This window comes from Trinickia sp., assembly GCF_051953955.1.
Taxonomy (GTDB): domain Bacteria; phylum Pseudomonadota; class Gammaproteobacteria; order Burkholderiales; family Burkholderiaceae; genus Trinickia.
This window is the reverse complement of sequence record NZ_JBQCIF010000003.1, coordinates 1-17,948: the sequence shown is the minus strand read 5'-3', so window position 1 is coordinate 17,948 and position 17,948 is coordinate 1. Positions and strand designations below refer to the sequence as shown.

Annotated in this window: 14 protein-coding genes and 2 pseudogenes; 14 read left to right on the top strand and 2 right to left on the bottom strand. The window is 64.3% G+C overall.

What is annotated here, in order from left to right:
• Positions 1-82: 82 nt before the first annotated feature.
• Both ilvA and aqpZ read right to left on the bottom strand, forming a co-directional pair.
• Positions 83-1,141 (bottom strand): annotated as a pseudogene (ilvA, locus tag ACTHNZ_RS00665) (threonine ammonia-lyase, biosynthetic); the annotation flags it as partial.
• Positions 1,142-1,401: 260 nt separating this feature from the next.
• Positions 1,402-2,166 carry an aquaporin Z gene (gene aqpZ, locus ACTHNZ_RS00660; RefSeq protein ID WP_440540559.1) on the bottom strand — a complete coding sequence of 255 codons (765 nt, stop codon included), beginning with the start codon at positions 2,164-2,166 and terminating at the stop codon, positions 1,402-1,404.
• A gap of 301 nt (positions 2,167-2,467) precedes the next feature.
• On the opposite strand from aqpZ, the gene ACTHNZ_RS00655 reads away from it, so the two are divergent.
• The 14 genes and pseudogenes from ACTHNZ_RS00655 to ACTHNZ_RS00590 all read left to right on the top strand — a co-directional run.
• Positions 2,468-2,680, top strand: coding sequence for a hypothetical protein (locus tag ACTHNZ_RS00655; protein ID WP_440540558.1), 213 nt, complete (start codon positions 2,468-2,470; stop codon positions 2,678-2,680).
• A 186-nt stretch (positions 2,681-2,866) separates the two neighbouring features.
• Positions 2,867-5,038 (top strand): TonB-dependent siderophore receptor, encoded by a 2,172-nt coding sequence (locus ACTHNZ_RS00650; protein WP_440540557.1) that lies wholly within the window; start codon positions 2,867-2,869, stop codon positions 5,036-5,038.
• A 172-nt stretch (positions 5,039-5,210) separates the two neighbouring features.
• Positions 5,211-6,281, top strand: coding sequence for a TauD/TfdA family dioxygenase (locus tag ACTHNZ_RS00645; protein WP_440540556.1), 1,071 nt, complete (start codon positions 5,211-5,213; stop codon positions 6,279-6,281).
• A 7-nt stretch (positions 6,282-6,288) separates the two neighbouring features.
• Entirely contained in the window at positions 6,289-7,317 is a 1,029-nt protein-coding gene (locus ACTHNZ_RS00640; protein ID WP_440540555.1) for an ornithine cyclodeaminase family protein, read from the top strand.
• Positions 7,311-8,693: an alanine racemase gene (locus tag ACTHNZ_RS00635; protein WP_440540554.1), complete on the top strand. Its 1,383-nt coding sequence runs from the start codon at positions 7,311-7,313 to the stop codon at positions 8,691-8,693. Before ACTHNZ_RS00640 ends, ACTHNZ_RS00635 begins: the two co-directional genes overlap by 7 nt.
• Positions 8,694-8,695: 2 nt before the next feature.
• Entirely contained in the window at positions 8,696-9,733 is a 1,038-nt protein-coding gene (locus tag ACTHNZ_RS00630) for a PLP-dependent cysteine synthase family protein (RefSeq protein WP_440540553.1), read from the top strand.
• Complete coding sequence (locus ACTHNZ_RS00625; RefSeq protein ID WP_440540552.1) at positions 9,730-11,109, top strand: MATE family efflux transporter; 1,380 nt, start codon at positions 9,730-9,732, stop codon at positions 11,107-11,109. Before ACTHNZ_RS00630 ends, ACTHNZ_RS00625 begins: the two co-directional genes overlap by 4 nt.
• Before the next feature lie 102 nt (positions 11,110-11,211).
• Positions 11,212-11,712, top strand: a complete 501-nt coding sequence (locus tag ACTHNZ_RS00620) for a ParB N-terminal domain-containing protein (protein WP_440540551.1) — start codon at positions 11,212-11,214, stop codon at positions 11,710-11,712.
• A gap of 315 nt (positions 11,713-12,027) precedes the next feature.
• A complete protein-coding gene (locus tag ACTHNZ_RS00615; RefSeq protein WP_440540550.1) occupies positions 12,028-12,351 on the top strand; it encodes a thioredoxin family protein in 324 nt (107 codons plus the stop codon).
• Positions 12,352-13,005: 654 nt separating this feature from the next.
• Positions 13,006-14,847: a S10 family serine carboxypeptidase-like protein gene (locus ACTHNZ_RS00610; protein ID WP_440540549.1), complete on the top strand. Its 1,842-nt coding sequence runs from the start codon at positions 13,006-13,008 to the stop codon at positions 14,845-14,847.
• 47 nt (positions 14,848-14,894) lie between these two features.
• Positions 14,895-15,293 (top strand): 2-oxoglutarate dehydrogenase, encoded by a 399-nt coding sequence (locus ACTHNZ_RS00605; protein ID WP_440540548.1) that lies wholly within the window; start codon positions 14,895-14,897, stop codon positions 15,291-15,293.
• Positions 15,294-15,490: 197 nt separating this feature from the next.
• Complete coding sequence (locus tag ACTHNZ_RS00600; protein ID WP_440540547.1) at positions 15,491-16,021, top strand: DUF6496 domain-containing protein; 531 nt, start codon at positions 15,491-15,493, stop codon at positions 16,019-16,021.
• A 439-nt stretch (positions 16,022-16,460) separates the two neighbouring features.
• Positions 16,461-17,696, top strand: a complete 1,236-nt coding sequence (locus ACTHNZ_RS00595) for a Crp/Fnr family transcriptional regulator (RefSeq protein WP_440540546.1) — start codon at positions 16,461-16,463, stop codon at positions 17,694-17,696.
• A gap of 88 nt (positions 17,697-17,784) precedes the next feature.
• Positions 17,785-17,948: pseudogene (locus ACTHNZ_RS00590) on the top strand (flagellar motor protein); the annotation flags it as partial.

Here is a 17,948-nt window from a genome sequence, read left to right as displayed (position 1 = left end):
TCGGCATCTTCGCCGGCAGCACGGTCTTTTTCTTCTACCGTCTCCCACGCTGACGCACGCGTGAAGCCGCTTGCGCGGCTCATAGCGCCGCGCAAGCGGCTCGTGCTTCGTCGACGTCCGCCCGCTCGGCAACGAAGCGAACTCGGTCGAAGTTGATGTTGGCGCCCGAGGCGATGGCCACGAGCGTTTCGCCTTCGATGCCGGTGCGTTGCGCGTAGCGTTTCGCCCCCGCAACGGCCATGGCGCCGGCCGGCTCGAGCAGGCTGCGCGTGTCCTGGAACACGTCTCTGATCGCCGCGCACAATGCGTCGGTATCCACCGTGACGATTTCGTCGAGATACGCACTGCACAGGCGGAACGTTTCCTCGCCGACGAGCTTGACGGCCGTGCCGTCGGAAAAGAGCCCCACCTTCTCGAGTTCGACGCGGCGCCCGCATGCGAGCGATCGCGCCATCGCGCACGAATCCTCGGTTTGCACGCCGATGACGCGGATCTCCGGCCGCACGGCTTTCGTGTAAGCGGCGATCCCCGCGGCGAGGCTCCCGCCGCCGATCGGCACGAAGATCGCGTGAATCGGGCCTTGATACTGCCGCAAGATTTCCATCGCGACGGTGCCTTGCCCCGCGATCACATAGGGATCGTCGAACGCGGGGATGAACGCCAAGTCGTGCTCGCGCTGCAGTTCGAGCGCATGCGCGTAGGCATCGCTGTAGGACTCGCCTGCGAGCACCACTTCGACGGTCAGGCCGCCATGTGCACGGACGGCGTCGACTTTCACCTGCGGCGCCGTCTGCGGGACCACGATGACGGCGCGCGCCCCGAGCTTGGCCGCCGAGAGTGCGACGCCCTGCGCGTGATTGCCGGCCGAAGCGGTCACGACTCCACGCGCCAGCGCTTCGGGCGAGAGGTGCGCCATCTTGTTGTAGGCGCCGCGCAGCTTGAACGAGAAGACGCTTTGCTGATCCTCGCGCTTCAGGAAGACGCGACAGCGCAGCCGGGCCGACAATTGCGCGGCATGCTGCAACTCCGTTTGCCGCGCGACGTCGTATACGCGCGCGGTCAGGATTTTTGGGAGGTAGTGGGCCAACTCGTCGGTGCGTCGAGTTTCGTCGGCGGCGAGCGCGGAAGGTGAGCGATGCATGGGACGGCTCCTCGTCATGGGTGCGTTTTCAGGGAGCCCACGAGGCGGAAATGAAAAAACCCGCCTATTTGGGCGGGTTTCATGTCTGCTGCCAATGCGCTCTAACCCACCATTATCGGAATGGCGGGAATAATCACGGCGATGGGCAATTGGCGGCAGTTCATGCGGCTAAGAATGGCGTATCGGCGAGCGGCTGTCAATCGCTTCGTGAGACTTGCTTCGAGGACCTCATGCAGCGAGGCGGAGTCGTGCGTCGAGCGTCATTCGGTTCCGAGCGCGGCCGACGATACAGCGGCGGCCGGCTCGTCATTGGACGCGACCTGCGCGTAGATGAGCGCCGCCACGATGGCACCCAGGCACGGCGCTAGCCAAAAGAGCCAAAGCTGGCCGAGCGGGGCGAGGTTGCCGGAGAGGGCGGCGACGATGGCGGGGCCGGTCGAGCGGGCCGGATTGACCGACGTGTTCGTGATCGGGATCGATACGAGATGGATCAGCGTCAAGCATAGCCCGATGGCGAGTCCCGCGAAGCCCTGGGGCGCGCGTTTATCGGTTGCGCCGAGGATCACGAACGTGAAGAAGGCCGTCATGATCGTTTCGCAAAGGAGTGCGGCCGTCATCGAATAGTGGCCGGGCGAGGCGCCGGCGAAACCGTTCGCGGCGAAGGTGCTCGCTTGCAGGTCCACCCCCGGGGCTCCCGTCATGATTTCCTTGAGCGCGATGATTGCGATGATCGCGCCGATTACTTGGCTCGCGATGTACGGAACGACGTCCTTGAATTGAAACCGCCCCGCGACCGTGAGCCCGAGCGTGACGGCCGGATTGAAGTGGCCGCCCGAAATGTGGCCGACGGCGTAGATCATCGTCAAGACCGTGAGTCCGAAAACGAGCGAGACGCCGACCAGGCCAATGCCGCCGCTGTCGGCGGACGCGTGGAAGTTCGCGGCGATGAGCGCACTGCCGCAGCCGCAAAAGGCAAGCCAAAACGTGCCGATCAATTCCGCCAAGGTGCGTCGAAATAGATTCATGAATAGGCCTCCGAATCAAACGATAGAGAAAACGAGCAGCGCGGTTGGCTTGCCCGAAAGTGACGCCATCTTATGTGCCGCCGCACGACTACGATCAAAACTATTGTGAAGCAGCTTAGTGCATGAAGCGGCGCCGCGCGGTCGTTGCCGGCTTTGTGCGTGGGGCGATTCTTTCAATATGGGATTGAAAGCGGAGGCAATCGAAATATGCCAGCTCGAATGCGATCGAATCGAATTGCGCGCTTGCCTTAATGAAAACCGCTGCGAATAATCGGCGCAAATCTCATGCTAAGAGGCGAGCATGTCCAATACCGTGCGCAAGGCGGCATTCATCGCGGCATGGAGCGCCGCGATAGGTCGACTATACGGTCGCGAAGATCGTTCGCCGTTGCGCTGGTGCGTTCGCTGGACGCCGCCCATCGCGGCGGCGGCCGTCGCCGGCGCATTCTTCTTCGTCTGGGCGTTTCTTCGGATCGTCCTGTTTCTCGTGTTTCCTCGCCCGCCGGCTCCCTGACCTCGCACACTGACCGTCGTGATCGTTGCCGCCCGTTCGGCGACGATTAGGGGACATTTGCGCATGTAATGATATTGAGAATGATTCTCGTTTACGCTACAGTCGCACCCACTCGAACATTGAACGATGGGGGAATCGATGCCGGAAGTAGTGGTGAGTCACGCGGGTTGCTTGATGAAACGGCCTATGCGAGTTGCGCGCGGTGGGCCGGCATGCCGCCAGGATCGGTTGATCCTCGCATGGGCGCTGGCGGTCGCGTCGTGGAGCGTCTATGCGCAGGACGACGCCGGCAACGATGCGGCGGCGTCGCGCAAGTCGGCCGGCGCGGCCGTGGCACAACCGGGGGTGGCGGCGTCCAGCGCGGGCACACTCGGTACGATTGCCGTGCGAGGCATTCGTCCATCGCTGTACGCGGTGCCGGACGTCAATGTCGGTGCGTTGGGCGCCAAGGATCCGAAGGACTTGCCGATGTCGGTCGCATCTTATTCGAGCGAGTTGATCGAGGCGCAGCGTGCGCGCACGTTGATGGACGTTTTGAAGAACGATCCGTCCGTGCAGAACACCGCTGTCGGCGGTGCGATGGACAACGTCAGCATCCGCGGCTTTCCGATCGATTGGACGAACACGATGCGCCGCGACGGGATGCCCGTTGCGCCGTACTACGACGTACCGCTCGAGAACGTCGAGCGAGTCGACGTGCTCAAAGGGCCATCCGGATTTCTCTATGGCGTCAATTCGCCGGGCGGCACGGTCGACTATGTGCTCAAGCGCCCAACCCAAGATCGGTTCGCGAGCGTGACGAGCGAGTTGCGCAGCTACGACGGCTACTACGGCGCGGTCGATACGGGCGGTCCGATCGGCGAGGGCCGGTTCGGTTACCGCTTCAATGCGGCCGGCGAGAAGGTCGGCAATTTCGGGCACTCGGGCGACCTGCGGCGTACGTTCGTCAGCGGCGCGCTCGATTGGGCCGTCTCGCCGCGTGCACTGCTGCAGTTCAATTTCGACTATCAGAACAAGCGGCTCGCGGCACAGCCCGTGATCGGCACGCAGCCGGACGGCTCGCTGCCGCCGCAGTTCGATCCGCGCACGCTGCTCGGGCAGCCGTGGCTGCAATACCGGACCAACACGTACAACGTCGGCGGCCGCTTCGATTTCAAGTTGACCGGCAATTGGACGTTCACGACGCAGATCGCGCAGTCGTACAACAATCGCGACGCGGCGTTCCCCGACATCTATTCGGTGGCGTCCAACGGCGACATCCTGAGCGGAGACATCTTTCTGTCGCCCGACCAGAGCTTTCGCGTGCTTTCGACGAATACGTTCGTGAGCGGAAAGTTCGATACGGGGCCGCTCGCCCACCAACTCGTCACCGGTGTCTCGACGCGCAACTACGAAGCGCGTCAAGGCGGCTTCGGCGTCATGCCGATCACGGTCGGGAATCTGTTTTCCCCTGTCTATTCGCTGGCGCAGAGCACCGCGTTCCCCGCCAAGACGGTCGAAAAGAACTTTCAGCCGAGCGCGTTCATCAGCGACTTGATCGATATCGGCTCGCACTGGAGCGTGATGCTCGGCGTGCGGCACGTCGGCTACCGCGATGATTCGTACGCGCCGTCCGCCGCGGGAGCGCACTACAGGACGAGCGTGACCGTGCCGTCCGCCGGGCTCGTTTTCAAGCCGCTGCCGTCGCTGTCGACCTACGCCAGCTACGCCGAGGGCTTCGAGCAAGGCGGCGTCGCGCCGTTCAACGCGCGCAACGCCGGACAAAACTTGGCACCCGTGAAGAGCAAGCAATACGAAGCGGGCGTCAAGGCCGACATCGGCGGGAAGTTGACGGTTGACGCCGCGGTGTTTCGCATCGAGAAGACGCTGCAGTATGTGAATGCCGCCGATTACTACGTGCAGGCGGGCACGCAACGTCATACGGGCATCGAGCTGACGGCCAACGGCCGGCTGACGCGCGACTTGTCGATCGTCGCCGGTGCGGCCTACCTGCACACCGAGCAGCAGGATACGGGCGATCCGGCGACGAACGGTAAACGCGCCGCGAACGTGCCGACGTTCCAGGCGAGCGCGTTTCTCGACTATCGAATCGCCGCCGTGCATGGGCTCGGCGTCGATGCGGGCGTCTACTACGTCGGCGCAAGGCCGCTCGACGCGGCGAACACGGTTTCGCTGCCGGGCTATGTGCGCGTCGATGCAGGCGCGCGCTATCGAACGCGCATCGGCGGGCATTCCACCACGTTCCGTGCCGGGGTGCAGAACCTCACCGACAAGCGCTATTGGGCTGCCGCGAACTACAACGCCGTATGGCCCGGGCAGCCGCGCACGTTCTTCGTTTCGGCACAGGTCGACATGTAGGGCAGGGCGCCGCGCGCCGAGCAAGCTCGAAAGAAAACGCCGCAAAAGAAGCAGTGCGAGCAACCGGACGTGCCCCAGAGCATGCCGGCTCGATCCCCACGAAAACGAGTCGTTCGCAGGGCATTCGCCTCACCGCCGGTGTGGCCGCGCCCGTTTTCACAGAGGGAATCGCATGAATCTTGTCGAAGGCATCGATCCGTCCGGAGTGCGGACGGTTTCCAAATCACTCTCGATCTACGAATTACGCGACGAGGAACTCGCGGCACTGACCGATATCGCGCGGGAGCTCGTCGCGCAGCACGACAGCGTCGAGGATGCATCGTTCGCGCACGATTGCGCGCTCGCTGGGCAAGAGCTGCCGCGTTCGCTGCGTGCGCTCGCGCATCGCTACCGCCAGCTCGAGCTCCCGTGCAGCGTTTTGCTGTTGCGCGGGATGCCCGTGGACGATGCGCGCATCGGGCCGTCGCCGGCCCACTGGGATGCGCCGTGGCGCAATCCGCCGTCGCTGCCCGAAGAAGCGATGCAGTGCTTGATGACGTCGCTGCTCGGCGACATGTTCGGATGGCGCACGCAGGAAAACGGCCGCTTCCTGCGCCACATCGTGCCGATCGAGAAGGACCGCGCCGAGCAGTTGGGCGGGGGCAGCAGCGTGACGCTCGTGTGGCACAACGAAGAGGCGTTCCATGAGCATCGTGCCGATTTTCTTTCGATTCTGTGCTACCGCAACGACGAGCGCGCCCGGACGATTTTCTGCGGGATCGACGAAATCGACGTGCCCGACGACATGTGGCGTGTCTTGAGCGCGCCGCGCTTCACGATTTTGCCGGACAAATCGCACCTGCCGGAGCAGAACGTCAGCGAGCATTGGCGGCTCGACGATCACGTATTCGCGCACATCCGCCGCATGCACGAAAACCCGGCACCGGTGCCGGCATTGTCCGGGGTGCGCGCCAAGCCTTGGATGCGCGTGGACGAGGCGTTCATGGCCGCGCTGCCGGGCGACGACGAGGCGCGGCTGGCGCTGCGCTGGCTCATCGATGCCTGCTATGCGCATCAGTCGAGCGTCGTCATGCAGCCCGGCGACATGGTTTGGATCGACAACAAGCGCGCGGTGCATGGGCGCACGGTCTATCAGCCGAACTACGGGCCGCGTCAGCGCTGGCTGCGGCGCGTCAACGTCCACGTCAACTTGCGCGAGACGCTGCCGTTCAGGCAGGCGCCGGCGACGCGCGAAATTCTTTGAGGCGAAGATGAATACGATGACACTCGATTCCCATGCCGATGTGCGCCCGCATCTCGCCACGCAGCCATCGCGCTTGCGCGTGCTGAGCCGCCGCGTCATCGACGAACTCGGCTACGACACCGCGATGGTGCTCGATGCCGTCGAGCGTGCGTATCTCGGCCTAGCGAGCGGCGCATCCGACAATCCGCGCAAGCTGATGACGCAGCCGCCCAGCAAGCATTCGGTCGCCTATTCGATGCTCGGCCGCGACGGCGGGCGCCGCACGGTCGGCTTCAAAACCTCGTACAAGCATGACCTGGGGCATGGCCGCGAAGCGCAAAAGTACTACACGACGCTGCTGATGTTCGACGACGCCACGGGCATGCCCGTCGCGATGATGGACGGCAGCCTAGTGGGTGCGCTGCGCACGCCGGCCGTGTCTGCGTTGATTGCGCGCGCGGCCGCGCCGCATGCGAGCACGGCGCTCGTCGTCGGCACCGGCACGCAAGGACGCATGGCGCTGCCGTTCCTGTTGACTGCGTTGCCCGGCGTCGAGCGCTTGATCGTGCATGGCCGTTACCAGGCCGGCATAGAAGCGGTGCGCAACACGCTGAAGCGCTTTCATCCGGGCCGCGAGGTCGAAGTATCGACCGACCTGGCACGCGCGGCGAACGAGGCGGATATCGTGCTCGGCGTGGCAGGCGCCGGTGTCCGCGACGCCGTGCGCCACGCCGATCTGAAGCGCGGTGCGCTGGCGTTGCTGGTCGGGTATGGCATTCACGCCGATGCGCTTCATCGGGCCGACTACCGGATCGCGACGAGCGAGGCGCAGATGCAAGTGACCGGGCTCGACCTTGCCGACGAGCGCGGTGCACTGCCGCCGGTCGATGCGCAATTGCCGGACATTCTTCTTGGCCGCAAGCCGGCTCGGCGCGCGGACGACGAAATCGTGTTCGCCTTCAACAGCGGGATGATCGTGACCGATATTGCGCTCGGCCGCGTATTGGCCGATGCGGCGCATGCGAAAGGGCTCGGCGAGGAGATCGAGCTATGGTGAGGGACGTGCCTCGGCTGCCGGCTTCGTGGGACCCGATGCTGCGCGATTTCGTGGATCGGCATGCGGCGATGATCCGCGAACTGGCGAACGGCTTCGATGCGCCGCTTCATCTGCTGTTCCCCGAGTGCTTCGCGAGCAACGTCGCGGCGTTTCGACGGACGCTCGCCGAGCATCGTATTGCCGGGCGAATCTACTACGCCAAGAAGGCGAACAAGGCGCGCTGTTTCGTGCGTGCCGCGGCGGACGCGGGGATCGGGGCGGATGTCGCGAGCATCGGCGAATTCGGCGAAGCCTTGGTCGCCGGTATACGCGGCGCGGATATCGGCGTGTCCGGTCCCGCGAAAGCGAGCGACTTGCTGCGCCTCGCCGTGCATCATGACGCGCTCGTCGCGATCGACAGCGTCGACGAACTGAAGCGGCTCGTCGCCATCGGGCAGCAGTCGGGCCGCGTCGCGCGCGTGCTGTTGCGGATGGCGCCGGCCACGCAGCGTTCGAGCCGCTTCGGTTTCGATCCGTCATCGCTCCACGCTGCACTGGGGCTGTGCGCGTCGAATCGATCCGCGTTGTCGCTCGAAGGCTTTTCGTTTCACTTGTCCGGCTATGACGCGCAGGCGCGATGCGACCAAACGGGCATTGCCGTGCGCGCATGCTCGGCCGCGCGCGCATTCGATCTTGCGCCGCGCACGATCGATATCGGCGGCGGCTTCGCGATGTCGTATGCCGGTGCTGACGACTGGACAGCGTTTCAGGCGGCACATCGGCCGGACGATTATCACGGAAACAAGACGTTCGACGGGTTCTATCCCTACCACGCCGCGTGCGGCGGCGCGCGGATGCTCGAGGCCATCGTTGCCGGCGTTCCCGAGGGAGATTCGAAGCCGCTTGCCGAGACTGTGCGCGAGCACGGCCTGCAGCTCATGCTCGAGCCGGGGCGTGCGTTACTGGATCAGGCCGGGTTCACGGTGTTCGCCGTGCAGGGCGTAAAGGATCTAGACGGCTACGGCATCGTGACGGTCAACGGCACGAGCTTCAGCGTCTCGGAACAGTGGTTCGCCAGCGAGTTTTTGCCGGACCCGGAACTGTTGCCTACCGAGCGCGAACGCGGCGAGCCGCTGGCCACCCACGTACCGTACCGCGCCTGCGTCGGCGGGGCGAGCTGCCTCGATTCCGACATGGTCACTTGGCGCAAGGTCGCTTTCCCGCGGCGTCCCGAGATCGGCGATCTGCTGCTCTATCCGAACACCGCGGGCTATCAGATGGATTCCAACGAATCGCCGTTTCATGAGTTGCCGCTGCCCCCGAAACTCGTCGTGACCCTCGATGGCACGCGCCCGCATTGGCGCGTCGACCGCCTATCCACGCTTTCCGGAGCTTGACGATGAACATGCGTCTCCTAGCAGAACAGCCGACGATCACCGTGCCGGCGATCGTGTCGAAAGTATCGGATCTCATCGGCCATACACCGTTGTTCGAACTGATTCGAAGGGCGGACGGCGCCCGCATCCTGCTCAAGCTCGAATCGACGAATCCGACGGGCAGCGCCAAGATTCGAATGGCGCGCCAGATGCTGGACGAAGCCGAGCAAAACGGCAGCCTTCGCCCAGCGGGCCGGGTGATCGAGTCGACCTCGGGCAATACGGGCATGGGGCTCGCGCTCTTATCGGCCGAACGCGGGTATCGGTTCACGGCCGTCGTCGATCGTCATGCGTCGAAGGATAAGTTGCGTGCGATGCAGGCGTTCGGCGCCGAGCTCGTTTTCGTCAGCGAAGGAGAGGCCCTCGCAACGGCGGATCGCGAGGCGCTCGCCGAGCGGATGGCGGCCGACGATTCGAGCAGCATTTGGACAGAGCAGCACAACAATCCGGCCAACGGCCATGGGTACCGCACGCTCGCGCGCGAACTGCGCGACGTGCTCGGCGAGAGGATCGACTGCCTCATCGGCGCGGTAGGCACAGGCGGTTCGTTGTTCGGCACCGCACGCGAGTTGCGCGCGACGGGGCCGGCGCCTCGCGTGATCGGTGTCGAACCCGTCGGCTCCATCGCGTTCGGCGGCGATGGCGGTGCGTACCATCAATCGGGCACCGGCACCCCGCCTGGTGCCGAGATCGGGGCACTCGTCGACTACACGCTGCTCGACGAGGGGATCAAGGTGACGGATGCGCAGGCGTTCAACACGGCCCGCTACCTCGCGCGCACCAAGTCGCTGCTCGTCGGCGGCTCGGCCGGCGGCGTGATTTGGCATGCGCTGCAACGGTTCGAAGCGGCGCCGCCCCGTTCGACGTCGGTCGTGCTCGTTTGCGACGGTGGGGAAAAGTATCTCGACACTGTGTTCAACGATGACTGGATGCGCGAGCGCGACCTGCTCGACGACACGATCGCCCGCGAGCTCGAACCGGTCTTCGCCGACGCCCTATGAACGCACGTCGACGGTTTTTACGCGATATCCGGCACATCGGCGCGCTTGCCGCGCCGCTCATCCTCACGCAGCTTGCCCAGGTGGCGTTGACGACGACCGACATCGCCATGATGGGGATGCTCGGTCCGACCGAGATCGCCGCCGGGGGGCTCGCGCTGGCGATTTTCAATCAGTTGCGGACGATGGGAACGGGGCTCGTGACGGGCACCGGCAATTTGGTTTCGTTCGCCAGCGGCGGGGGGGACCACGCGCGGATCATGCGCCTCGTTCGGGCGAGCTTCGCGCTGTCGACGCTCGCCGCGCTCGTGTTTGCGCTCGCGATGCCGTTCGTCGCCACGCCGCTCGCATGGCTCGGCCAGCAGCCGCAGATCGCGCGCCAGGCCGCGCTGTATCTCGCCGCCGCGGCGCCCGGCATGTTGCCTTGCCTCTGGTTCCAATCGCTTCGTCAATACACGGTGGGGCTGCGCAAGCCCGGCCCGCTGCTCGCGATCACGCTCGTGTCGATCGTCGTCAACGCCGTGCTCGACTACGCGCTGATGTTCGGACGTTTCGGCCTACCGGCGCTCGGCTTGACCGGCATCGCATGCGCGACGAGCTGCGTGTATCTGCTTTCGTTCGCCGCGCTGCTCGCCGTCGTGAAACGCCGGCCGGAACTGGCGGAGCATCTGTCGCTGGCCGCCTGGCGCGCGGACGCTCAGGCACTCGCGCAAACCTGGAAGATGGGGCTGCCGATCGCGGCGACCTATGGCTCCGAAGCGGCATTCTTCACCGTGCTGACGCTCGTGATCGGGACGCTCGGCACCGACGCGCTCGCCGCTCAAACGATCGTGAACCAGGTCATCTACATCGTATTCATGATCTCGGTCGGCTTATCGCAGGCGTCGTCGATCGGCATCAGCCGCGCGTGTGCGCAGCGCGACTATCGCGGCGCGCGCAGGCTCGGCTACACGGGGCTTGCGCTCGGCGTGGCGGCGATGACGTGCGCCGCGTTGCCGTATCTCGCCGCGCCGGCTCAGGTGCTGGCGCCTTTCCTGGGCCATGGGGCGGCATCGAACGCCGATGTGCTGCACTTGGCGACGGGCCTGCTCACGATCGCCGCGCTGCTGCAGATATTCGACTGCAGCCAGAACATCGGCGTCGGCATCTTGCGCGGCCTCGGCGATGTGAAAAGTTCGTTCCGGATTTCGATCATCGGCTACTGGATGGTCGGTTTGCCGATCGCGTGGTCCGCCGGTCTACGGCTCGGTTACGGCATCTACGGGGTCTGGATCGGGCTCGCCGCCGGGCTGGCGGTGACGGCGGCGATGCTGCTGCGCATGTTCGAGTGGCGTCTTAGCGCGCTCACTCGGCACGCCAGCGGAGGCAATTCATCGTAAATCTGACTCCGGTTTGAAACTCAGCCCTTCAGGGCGGTGAGCCGGGCCCCCGGCCTGAAGGCCGGTTATGGACAGTTGCTGAAGCGAACGAAGGAGCACGGGATGCCCACTGATCCTTGGACCATCGAACTGATCCCAACCGAACGCATCCTGCCGAACGAAGAGCACGACGAGGCACGCTTGCTGGAAGTGCTGGCCAGCATGACGCGCAGCGGCCGCTGGACTGCGCCGATCGCACTCGAGCGTGCGAGCCTGGCTGTGATGGACGGACACCACCGGCTCGCGGCGGCTCGGCGTTTGTCGTTGCCGCGCGTGCCTTGCGTGCTGCTCGACTACGCGCAAGTCGACGTGCAGACACGGCGCCCCGAGTTCAGCGTCGACGCGGCTCGGATCGTCGCCCGTTCGCTGGCGCGGCAGCTCTACCCGCCGAAGACGACGCGGCACATTTTCTCGCGGCCGCTTCCGGTCTGCAGCATCGAGATTGCTACGTTGCTCTCATCGCCGATCCGCCCGGGTTGCTGGTCGGGCTCGGGCTCGGGTGTCCCGATATCGGGCACGTCGTCGGGCGCGCCGGGAGTCGGTGCGTCTGGAATGACCGGTTGATCGGGGATCGGCGGCTCGGTCGGGTCGCTCGCGTGAATGGGCATGGCAGGCTCCTTGTTCGGCGAGGGACCAGGCACCGCCCCATTGCATGCTCAGTCCGCCGTCGATGGTCTAGGTGTGGCCGGTAACGTAGTCGCCGTCGTCCGATGCGAGAAACAGTGCGAGGCGGGCTATTTCGCGCGGCTGTCCCGCGCGATGCTGAACGCGCAAGCGTCGTGCCGAGCGCTCCGGCACAATCACTGCTTCTCCAACGAGCAGAGCGCCGCTGTCGCGTTCGCGCGCGGCGTTGATTGCGAAAAACTGCGAAGGACGCTCATGATGGAATCCGCCGGCTATGCGAAGACGGCGCCTACGCGCGCCGAAGTGGATGCGCTCGAGGGCGCGACGGTGCTCGAGTTCGGCACCGACTGGTGCGGCTATTGCAGGGGCGCGCAGCCGCATATCGCCGAATCGCTCGCCCGGGCGCCGCAACTGCGTCACGTCAAGATCGAGGACGGGCCCGGCCGCCCGCTCGGGAGGTCATTCAGGGTGAAGCTCTGGCCGACCCTCATTTTCTTGCGCAACGGTGCGGAAGTTGCGCGCGTCGTGCGTCCTAGCGATGCAAGCGATGTCGACGAAGGCGTTGCTGCGCTCGCTTGATGGTGGGGTTTGCTCGCGGCTAGCCGATCGCGCGTGTTCGTGGGTTCGGGTCATGATCGTTTCGGTTCCAATGGGCTGACCGACTAGAGCGCCGCAACGTGCGTGCCGGGTGCGGCCGGCAACGCGTTCGGGCATTGGTCCGATTGATTCACCCGTTTGCCGATTTTTTACGAATTTGAATTACGCCGATCAGTAGGGATGACTCGAAATCGAAGAGTGGGTAGAAAGGCCTTTATATTTTTGTATTGACGATTTCCTTACTGCCAAAGAAAATAAATAGACAATTCGGTGGAAAATAAAAATAGAAAAATATGATTCCCACGCAATTTCGTAAGATAAGAGATACGAGCGCGTGGACGGAGAAGCCTATCAGAGCTTAGCCTTGACAAGCATCGTGTTCACGCATAGTTTCTTATCGCCGATGTCATCGGCTATTCATCTGCAATACCCTCCGAAATTCCATTGGTAATAAGGCTCAAAAGACGTTCGGCAACACCTAGTAATCATTTCGTGCGGTTCGATAGTCAGGCTCTTGGTCGTAATCGAGAAGAGGGCTGAATGTCGGCCGGCGTCGGGTATTCGCGCGCCGCAAAACGGCTCGCGGCTTCCGGTGCGGCCATAGAGAAACGGCAACTCAACTACCAAGGACAAAAAATGAAGAAGCGATATAGGAGTGGTACTCCAGATCTGCCGCGTCATGCGCGCGGCGGTTTCTGGCTCGGTGCAATCGCGGCCGCGGCAATCGCGCTGGCCGGCTGCGGCGGCGGCGACGGCGGCTCGTCGGTAGGCACGAGCGCCGACGCCCAGCAGATGGCCGCGGCGCAAACGCCTGTCGCCAATCAGCAGAAACAGGCGGGCGCCGATCAGCCTTATACGGACCCGATCGCCTATTCGATGAAGGGCGGCGACAGCCTCGATCCCACGCAAGTATCGGAAAAAGCCGCCGTCATGCATCACACGTGGAAGTCGAGCGGCAAGACGATCCATTACACGACGACGACCGGGCACTTGACGGCGTCCGATCTCGGCGGTGCGGCCGAGGCGACGATGTCGTACGTCGCCTACACGGCCCCGAGCAAGGATGGAAAGCCCCGGCCCGTGACGTTCTTCTACAACGGCGGCCCGGGCTCGTCATCGATCTGGCTGCGGCTCGGCTCGTTCGCGCCCACGCGCGTGGCCACGCCGGACCCGCTGATGACGAATTGGCCGAACTTCCCGCTCGTGGACAACGAACAGAGCCTGATCGATACGACCGACATGGTCTTCATCGATCCGCCGGGCACGGGACTATCGGAAGCGATCGCGCCGAACAAGAACCAAAAATTCTGGGGCAGCGACCCTGACGTGGGCGTCATGCGCGATTTCATCCGGCGCTACATTGCCGTCAACCATCGCGCGAATTCGCCGCTGTACCTGTACGGCGAATCCTACGGCACGCCGCGCACGGACATGCTCGCGCTCTCTCTCGAAACGGCCGGCGTTCACGTGACGGGCATCTCGTTGCAGTCGTCGATCCTGAACTACTTCGCCGATGCGATCGAAGCCGTTGCGATTCTGAGCGGCAATACGATCGACATGAATGCGCTCAAGCTCGATACGGACACGCTGAGCGGATACTACCCGGGCTATGCCGCAGTGGCAGCGTACTTCAACCAAACGACGATGCCGGGCGTTCAAGTCGATCCGGCGCTGTTCGCGTTCCAGTCGGAACTGTTCGCGTCGACGCACTACGGCGCGTTCAAGCAGTACGCGCAGTCGTGGGTGCTGAGCCAACTCGGCGTGCCCGACTTCCTTGGGCCGCCGGTGTTCCCGAACGCGCCGACGCTGGCTTCTTGGACGTGGGCATCGGGCTTGTCGATGCAGGCGCTGACCGGGTACTTCAACGTCAATCCGTTCAACCTCGCAATGCTGCCGGGCACGACGATCGGCCGCTACGACGGCCGCGTGTCGCTGCCCAACAGCGACCCGCGCCTGCAGACGGACGGCGATCCGTCGGACATCTTGATTTCGCAGCCGTTCACGACGGCTCTGGCGACGCAGATGCCGACGTACCTCGGCTACACCGCACCGAACGCGACGTACATGCCGCTGAACGACGACATCATCAACGTCTGGGATTTCTCGCATGACGGCCAGCCGTTGCCCGATACGATTCCGGACCTGTTGGCGGCGATCGAGCTCAATCCGCAGTTGAAAGTGCTGGCGCTGAACGGATACCACGATCTGGCCACGCCTTTCTTCAACACGGAAAAGCAGCTCGCGCGTCTGCAGACGGTGCAGGGCTTGAATCCGAACTTGCAGGTGACGTTCTATCCGGGCGGCCACATGATCTATCTCGATGATCATGCTCGGCCGAAGATGAAGTCCGATTTGCGCGATTTCTACGCCGGCCGGCCAGCGCCGACAGCGCTCGGCTTGTGGATGCTGCCCCCGCCGTGGAGCGACGAAAGCCCGGCCGGCACGCCGACGCTGGCGGCGGCGCAGACGGCTCGGTAACTGGCGCTTGCCAACGACTTCGGCTACCTTTTACTTGCGAGTGAATCATGTCACCCATTGATATGCTGCGACGACTGACTCCCCTCATTGCGCTCGGCCTGCTGGCCGGCGCAGCCCATGCCGCGACGCTGCAAGCCGTGGCGCCCGTGCACTTGCCGCACCGCGGCAGCGGTGTCGACGGGCCCTACTTCCCGAGGGCGCGCGCCACGGCCGTGATGCCCACGACGGGCAGCGAGCTCCAGGCGCAGGCGCAACAACGGCTCGACGCCCGCCTCGGCGCGAATACCGTCCTCAGCAATGGGGCGGCAATCACGAAGGCGCAGGCGCAAGCCGACGGGCTCGGCTATATCGCCAAGCACTTCGACGCTATCGATACGGCGCATAGCGGGCGCGTCACGATGAGCGACGTCAAGCAGTACCTGCAGCAGCGCCAGCGTCAGCAGTAGCGGCGCCGCATCCTTCCTTTTCGCGGTACCGGAACTGCCCGCGTGCGATCTTCGTGCGCGGGCAGCTTGTTTTTCGGGCGAGGCCGCACATCGACGGCCTCGGCAATGCGCGCTCGGTTTCCGTTGGGCATGGCGATTGCGAATCGATCCATGCCATGCGGTAGGTATTCGTATCAACCGGACAATCGGAGGTTTCCATGCCCGAACGCAAAACGCTCGCGCGAGCACAGGCCGATAAGCGAGCCGGCAAGTCCGCATCGACGCAGGCCGGCGAATTCGTCAAAGAGGAAATGGATCACGTCCGCGCCGGCAAGCACGGCGTGCGGTCCGCGAAACAGGCGGTCGCCATCGGCCTATCGAAGGCCAGGCGTGCGGGCGTCGATCTGAAGCCGCCGAAGAAGGGCAAGACGAGCGAGGCTACGCGCAAGAAGGCGGAAAAGGACTCGGCCGCGGGGCACGGCAAGGCCAAGCATTCCGCGAGCACCGAGACGAAGGCGAAACGCTCGCGGACCACGACCTCCGTGCTCGCGCGGGAAAGCCGGCGCGGCGCGTCGCATGCGGCGGTCTCGAAGCAAGCGAAGTCGGCGGCGGCAAAACGGCCGGCAGCCAGCCGCTCCGCCGCGGCAAAAAAGGCGGCGCAAACCAAGGGTGCGGCCGGGCGCTCGGCGGCCGCCAAGAAGGCCGCCCGCACGCGTGCAATGCGGTCGCATTCCCATGCACACCATTGAGCGACGACCCTCGAACGCTTGCACACCACGGACGTCAATGGCTGGCGCCTGCTGCGCGCCCCTCTCGCGCGGCAGGCGCGGCCCGCTTTCACGGTCAGCGGCGCCCGTCGCGACGCTCCGCGGCAATTAGGGGTGACCGGGGACGTAGCGCCCTGTCACGCACGTTCCTGGCCTGATCGAAGGTTGATCTTAGTCAAAGAAACGTCGCGTTTCGCCGAATCCTGGCGCACGCCGTATCGTCTAATCATTCCACCGGTGCCGATGGGTGGCGATGCGTGTTTACCTGATCCAAAAAAGCCGTGCAACGTCGTGTCGGAATCTAAAGAATCGACCGAGGCTCGTCGTTAACGAGCGCATGAGCCGGACGAACGCGGCTCGCCGTCTCGCCTGTTGGGCAACGCAGCCGAGAGCACAGAATAATCGCTACGGGGAAAGTACCTTGAATCAACAAAAAACGTCCTGGACGCGCACGGCCGCGCCCGGCGAAGTGATCTACTCGGAAGGGTTCGCCGGGGAGGCCGTCCTCTACGTCATCACGGAGGGCAAGGTTGAGCTGTCGACGCGCTGCGACGATAAGAAGGTCGTCCTCGCAACGGTAGGCAAGGGCGAGTTCTTCGGCGAGGCAGTGCTGCTGCAAGCCGAGCCGCGGGCCCATACGGCCAAGGCATTGTCGTTCTGCCAACTGACGGTCATCCACGCCAGCATGGTCGAAGAGGAGCTCGAGCGCGCCTCGCCGCTTCTGCGGCACATCGTGCGCACGACGATCCGCCGCGGCCGTAAGAAAGACGATCTGCTCGCCACCTATACGCACGCCGATTTTCTGCCGGGCGTCGTCTCCTATGCGCACGTGCTCGCCTTGATGGCCGGCACCGACAACGCCGATTCGATGGATGGGCGCATGCGCCGAGGCCAGAGCGAGGAGGTTTCCGTGCCCCTGCCGGAAGTCATCAAGAAATGCCGTGCGATCGCCGGACACTCGCGCCCGCACGTCATGACGATGCTGACCCGCATGGAGAAGCTGAACCTCGTCTCGCTGGGCACGGGGCGCGCGGAGAGCCTGAGCGGCAATTCGCGCTTCGGCGGCGATCCGGCATCGAATCGCCAGGTGGTGACGTTCGATCCGTCCCGCATCACCGAGCGTGCGCAGCAGGTGGCCGACCAGGACCTCGACATCGCGATCAACAGCGAACTCGAGCTCATCGAGCTGGCCGACCTCGAGGCGCTGATCGGTGTGGAGCGCAAGATGCTGCTGAACAAACTGTCGCACGACGAGATCGCCGAGGACGTGTTCGCGTTCAGAAAGACGAAGGTGCTGCACTATGTCGAAGAGAAGGGTGTGAGCTACTTCTCGAAGCGCGCGCGAGGCAGTGGCGAAATCAAGACGCTCGAGGATATCGAGTTCGTCGACCATCGCACGCTGTTCGATGCGGTCAGCGCAACGGATACCTACGATTTGGCGAAGCTCGCCGCGGCGGCCGGGGACCAAGCCATCGTCGACAAGCTGTTGTCGGTGATGACGGAGGCGCGCAAGAAGGAAGTATCGTGGGTCATGCGGCGCGACCTGAAGATCGATCAAGCCGAAGTGGACGACATCGAGCAGCGCTTTCTCCAAACGATTCGCGAGCTGAAGGCCGCGAGCGGCCGCGCGCCCGAGCGCATGAGCCGCGAAGCGTGAGACAGCGCGGGCGCACCGCGAAGGCTGCGCTCGCGGCACTGCGAGTCAACGAGCGCACTGCTCGAAATCGGAATCGTTAGAGGTACATATGGATCTGCTCACGATCATCGGGGCGCTGTTCGGTGCGGCGGCCATCGGCGTAGGTTTTTGGCTCGAAGGCGGTCACTTCACGACGCTGCTGCAGGGTGAGGCGTTCGTGATCGTGCTGGGCGGCACGCTGAGCGCCGTCATGATTCAAAACACCTGGGCGCG

What these genes read in the sequence shown, in the direction of transcription:
- ACTHNZ_RS00630 (WP_440540553.1), top strand. Translation starts at nt 8,696, where the DNA reads ATGAACATGCGTCTCCTAGCAGAACAGCCGACGATCACCGTGCCGGCG.
- ACTHNZ_RS00635 (WP_440540554.1), top strand. Translation starts at nt 7,311, where the DNA reads ATGGTGAGGGACGTGCCTCGGCTGCCGGCTTCGTGGGACCCGATGCTG.
- ACTHNZ_RS00650 (WP_440540557.1), top strand. Translation starts at nt 2,867, where the DNA reads ATGCGAGTTGCGCGCGGTGGGCCGGCATGCCGCCAGGATCGGTTGATC.
- ACTHNZ_RS00620 (WP_440540551.1), top strand. Translation starts at nt 11,212, where the DNA reads ATGCCCACTGATCCTTGGACCATCGAACTGATCCCAACCGAACGCATC.
- ACTHNZ_RS00600 (WP_440540547.1), top strand. Translation starts at nt 15,491, where the DNA reads ATGCCCGAACGCAAAACGCTCGCGCGAGCACAGGCCGATAAGCGAGCC.
- ACTHNZ_RS00640 (WP_440540555.1), top strand. Translation starts at nt 6,289, where the DNA reads ATGAATACGATGACACTCGATTCCCATGCCGATGTGCGCCCGCATCTC.
- ACTHNZ_RS00645 (WP_440540556.1), top strand. Translation starts at nt 5,211, where the DNA reads ATGAATCTTGTCGAAGGCATCGATCCGTCCGGAGTGCGGACGGTTTCC.
- ACTHNZ_RS00655 (WP_440540558.1), top strand. Translation starts at nt 2,468, where the DNA reads ATGTCCAATACCGTGCGCAAGGCGGCATTCATCGCGGCATGGAGCGCC.
- ACTHNZ_RS00610 (WP_440540549.1), top strand. Translation starts at nt 13,006, where the DNA reads ATGAAGAAGCGATATAGGAGTGGTACTCCAGATCTGCCGCGTCATGCG.
- ACTHNZ_RS00615 (WP_440540550.1), top strand. Translation starts at nt 12,028, where the DNA reads ATGATGGAATCCGCCGGCTATGCGAAGACGGCGCCTACGCGCGCCGAA.
- ACTHNZ_RS00605 (WP_440540548.1), top strand. Translation starts at nt 14,895, where the DNA reads ATGTCACCCATTGATATGCTGCGACGACTGACTCCCCTCATTGCGCTC.
- aqpZ (WP_440540559.1), bottom strand. Translation starts at nt 2,166, where the DNA reads ATGAATCTATTTCGACGCACCTTGGCGGAATTGATCGGCACGTTTTGG.
- ACTHNZ_RS00625 (WP_440540552.1), top strand. Translation starts at nt 9,730, where the DNA reads ATGAACGCACGTCGACGGTTTTTACGCGATATCCGGCACATCGGCGCG.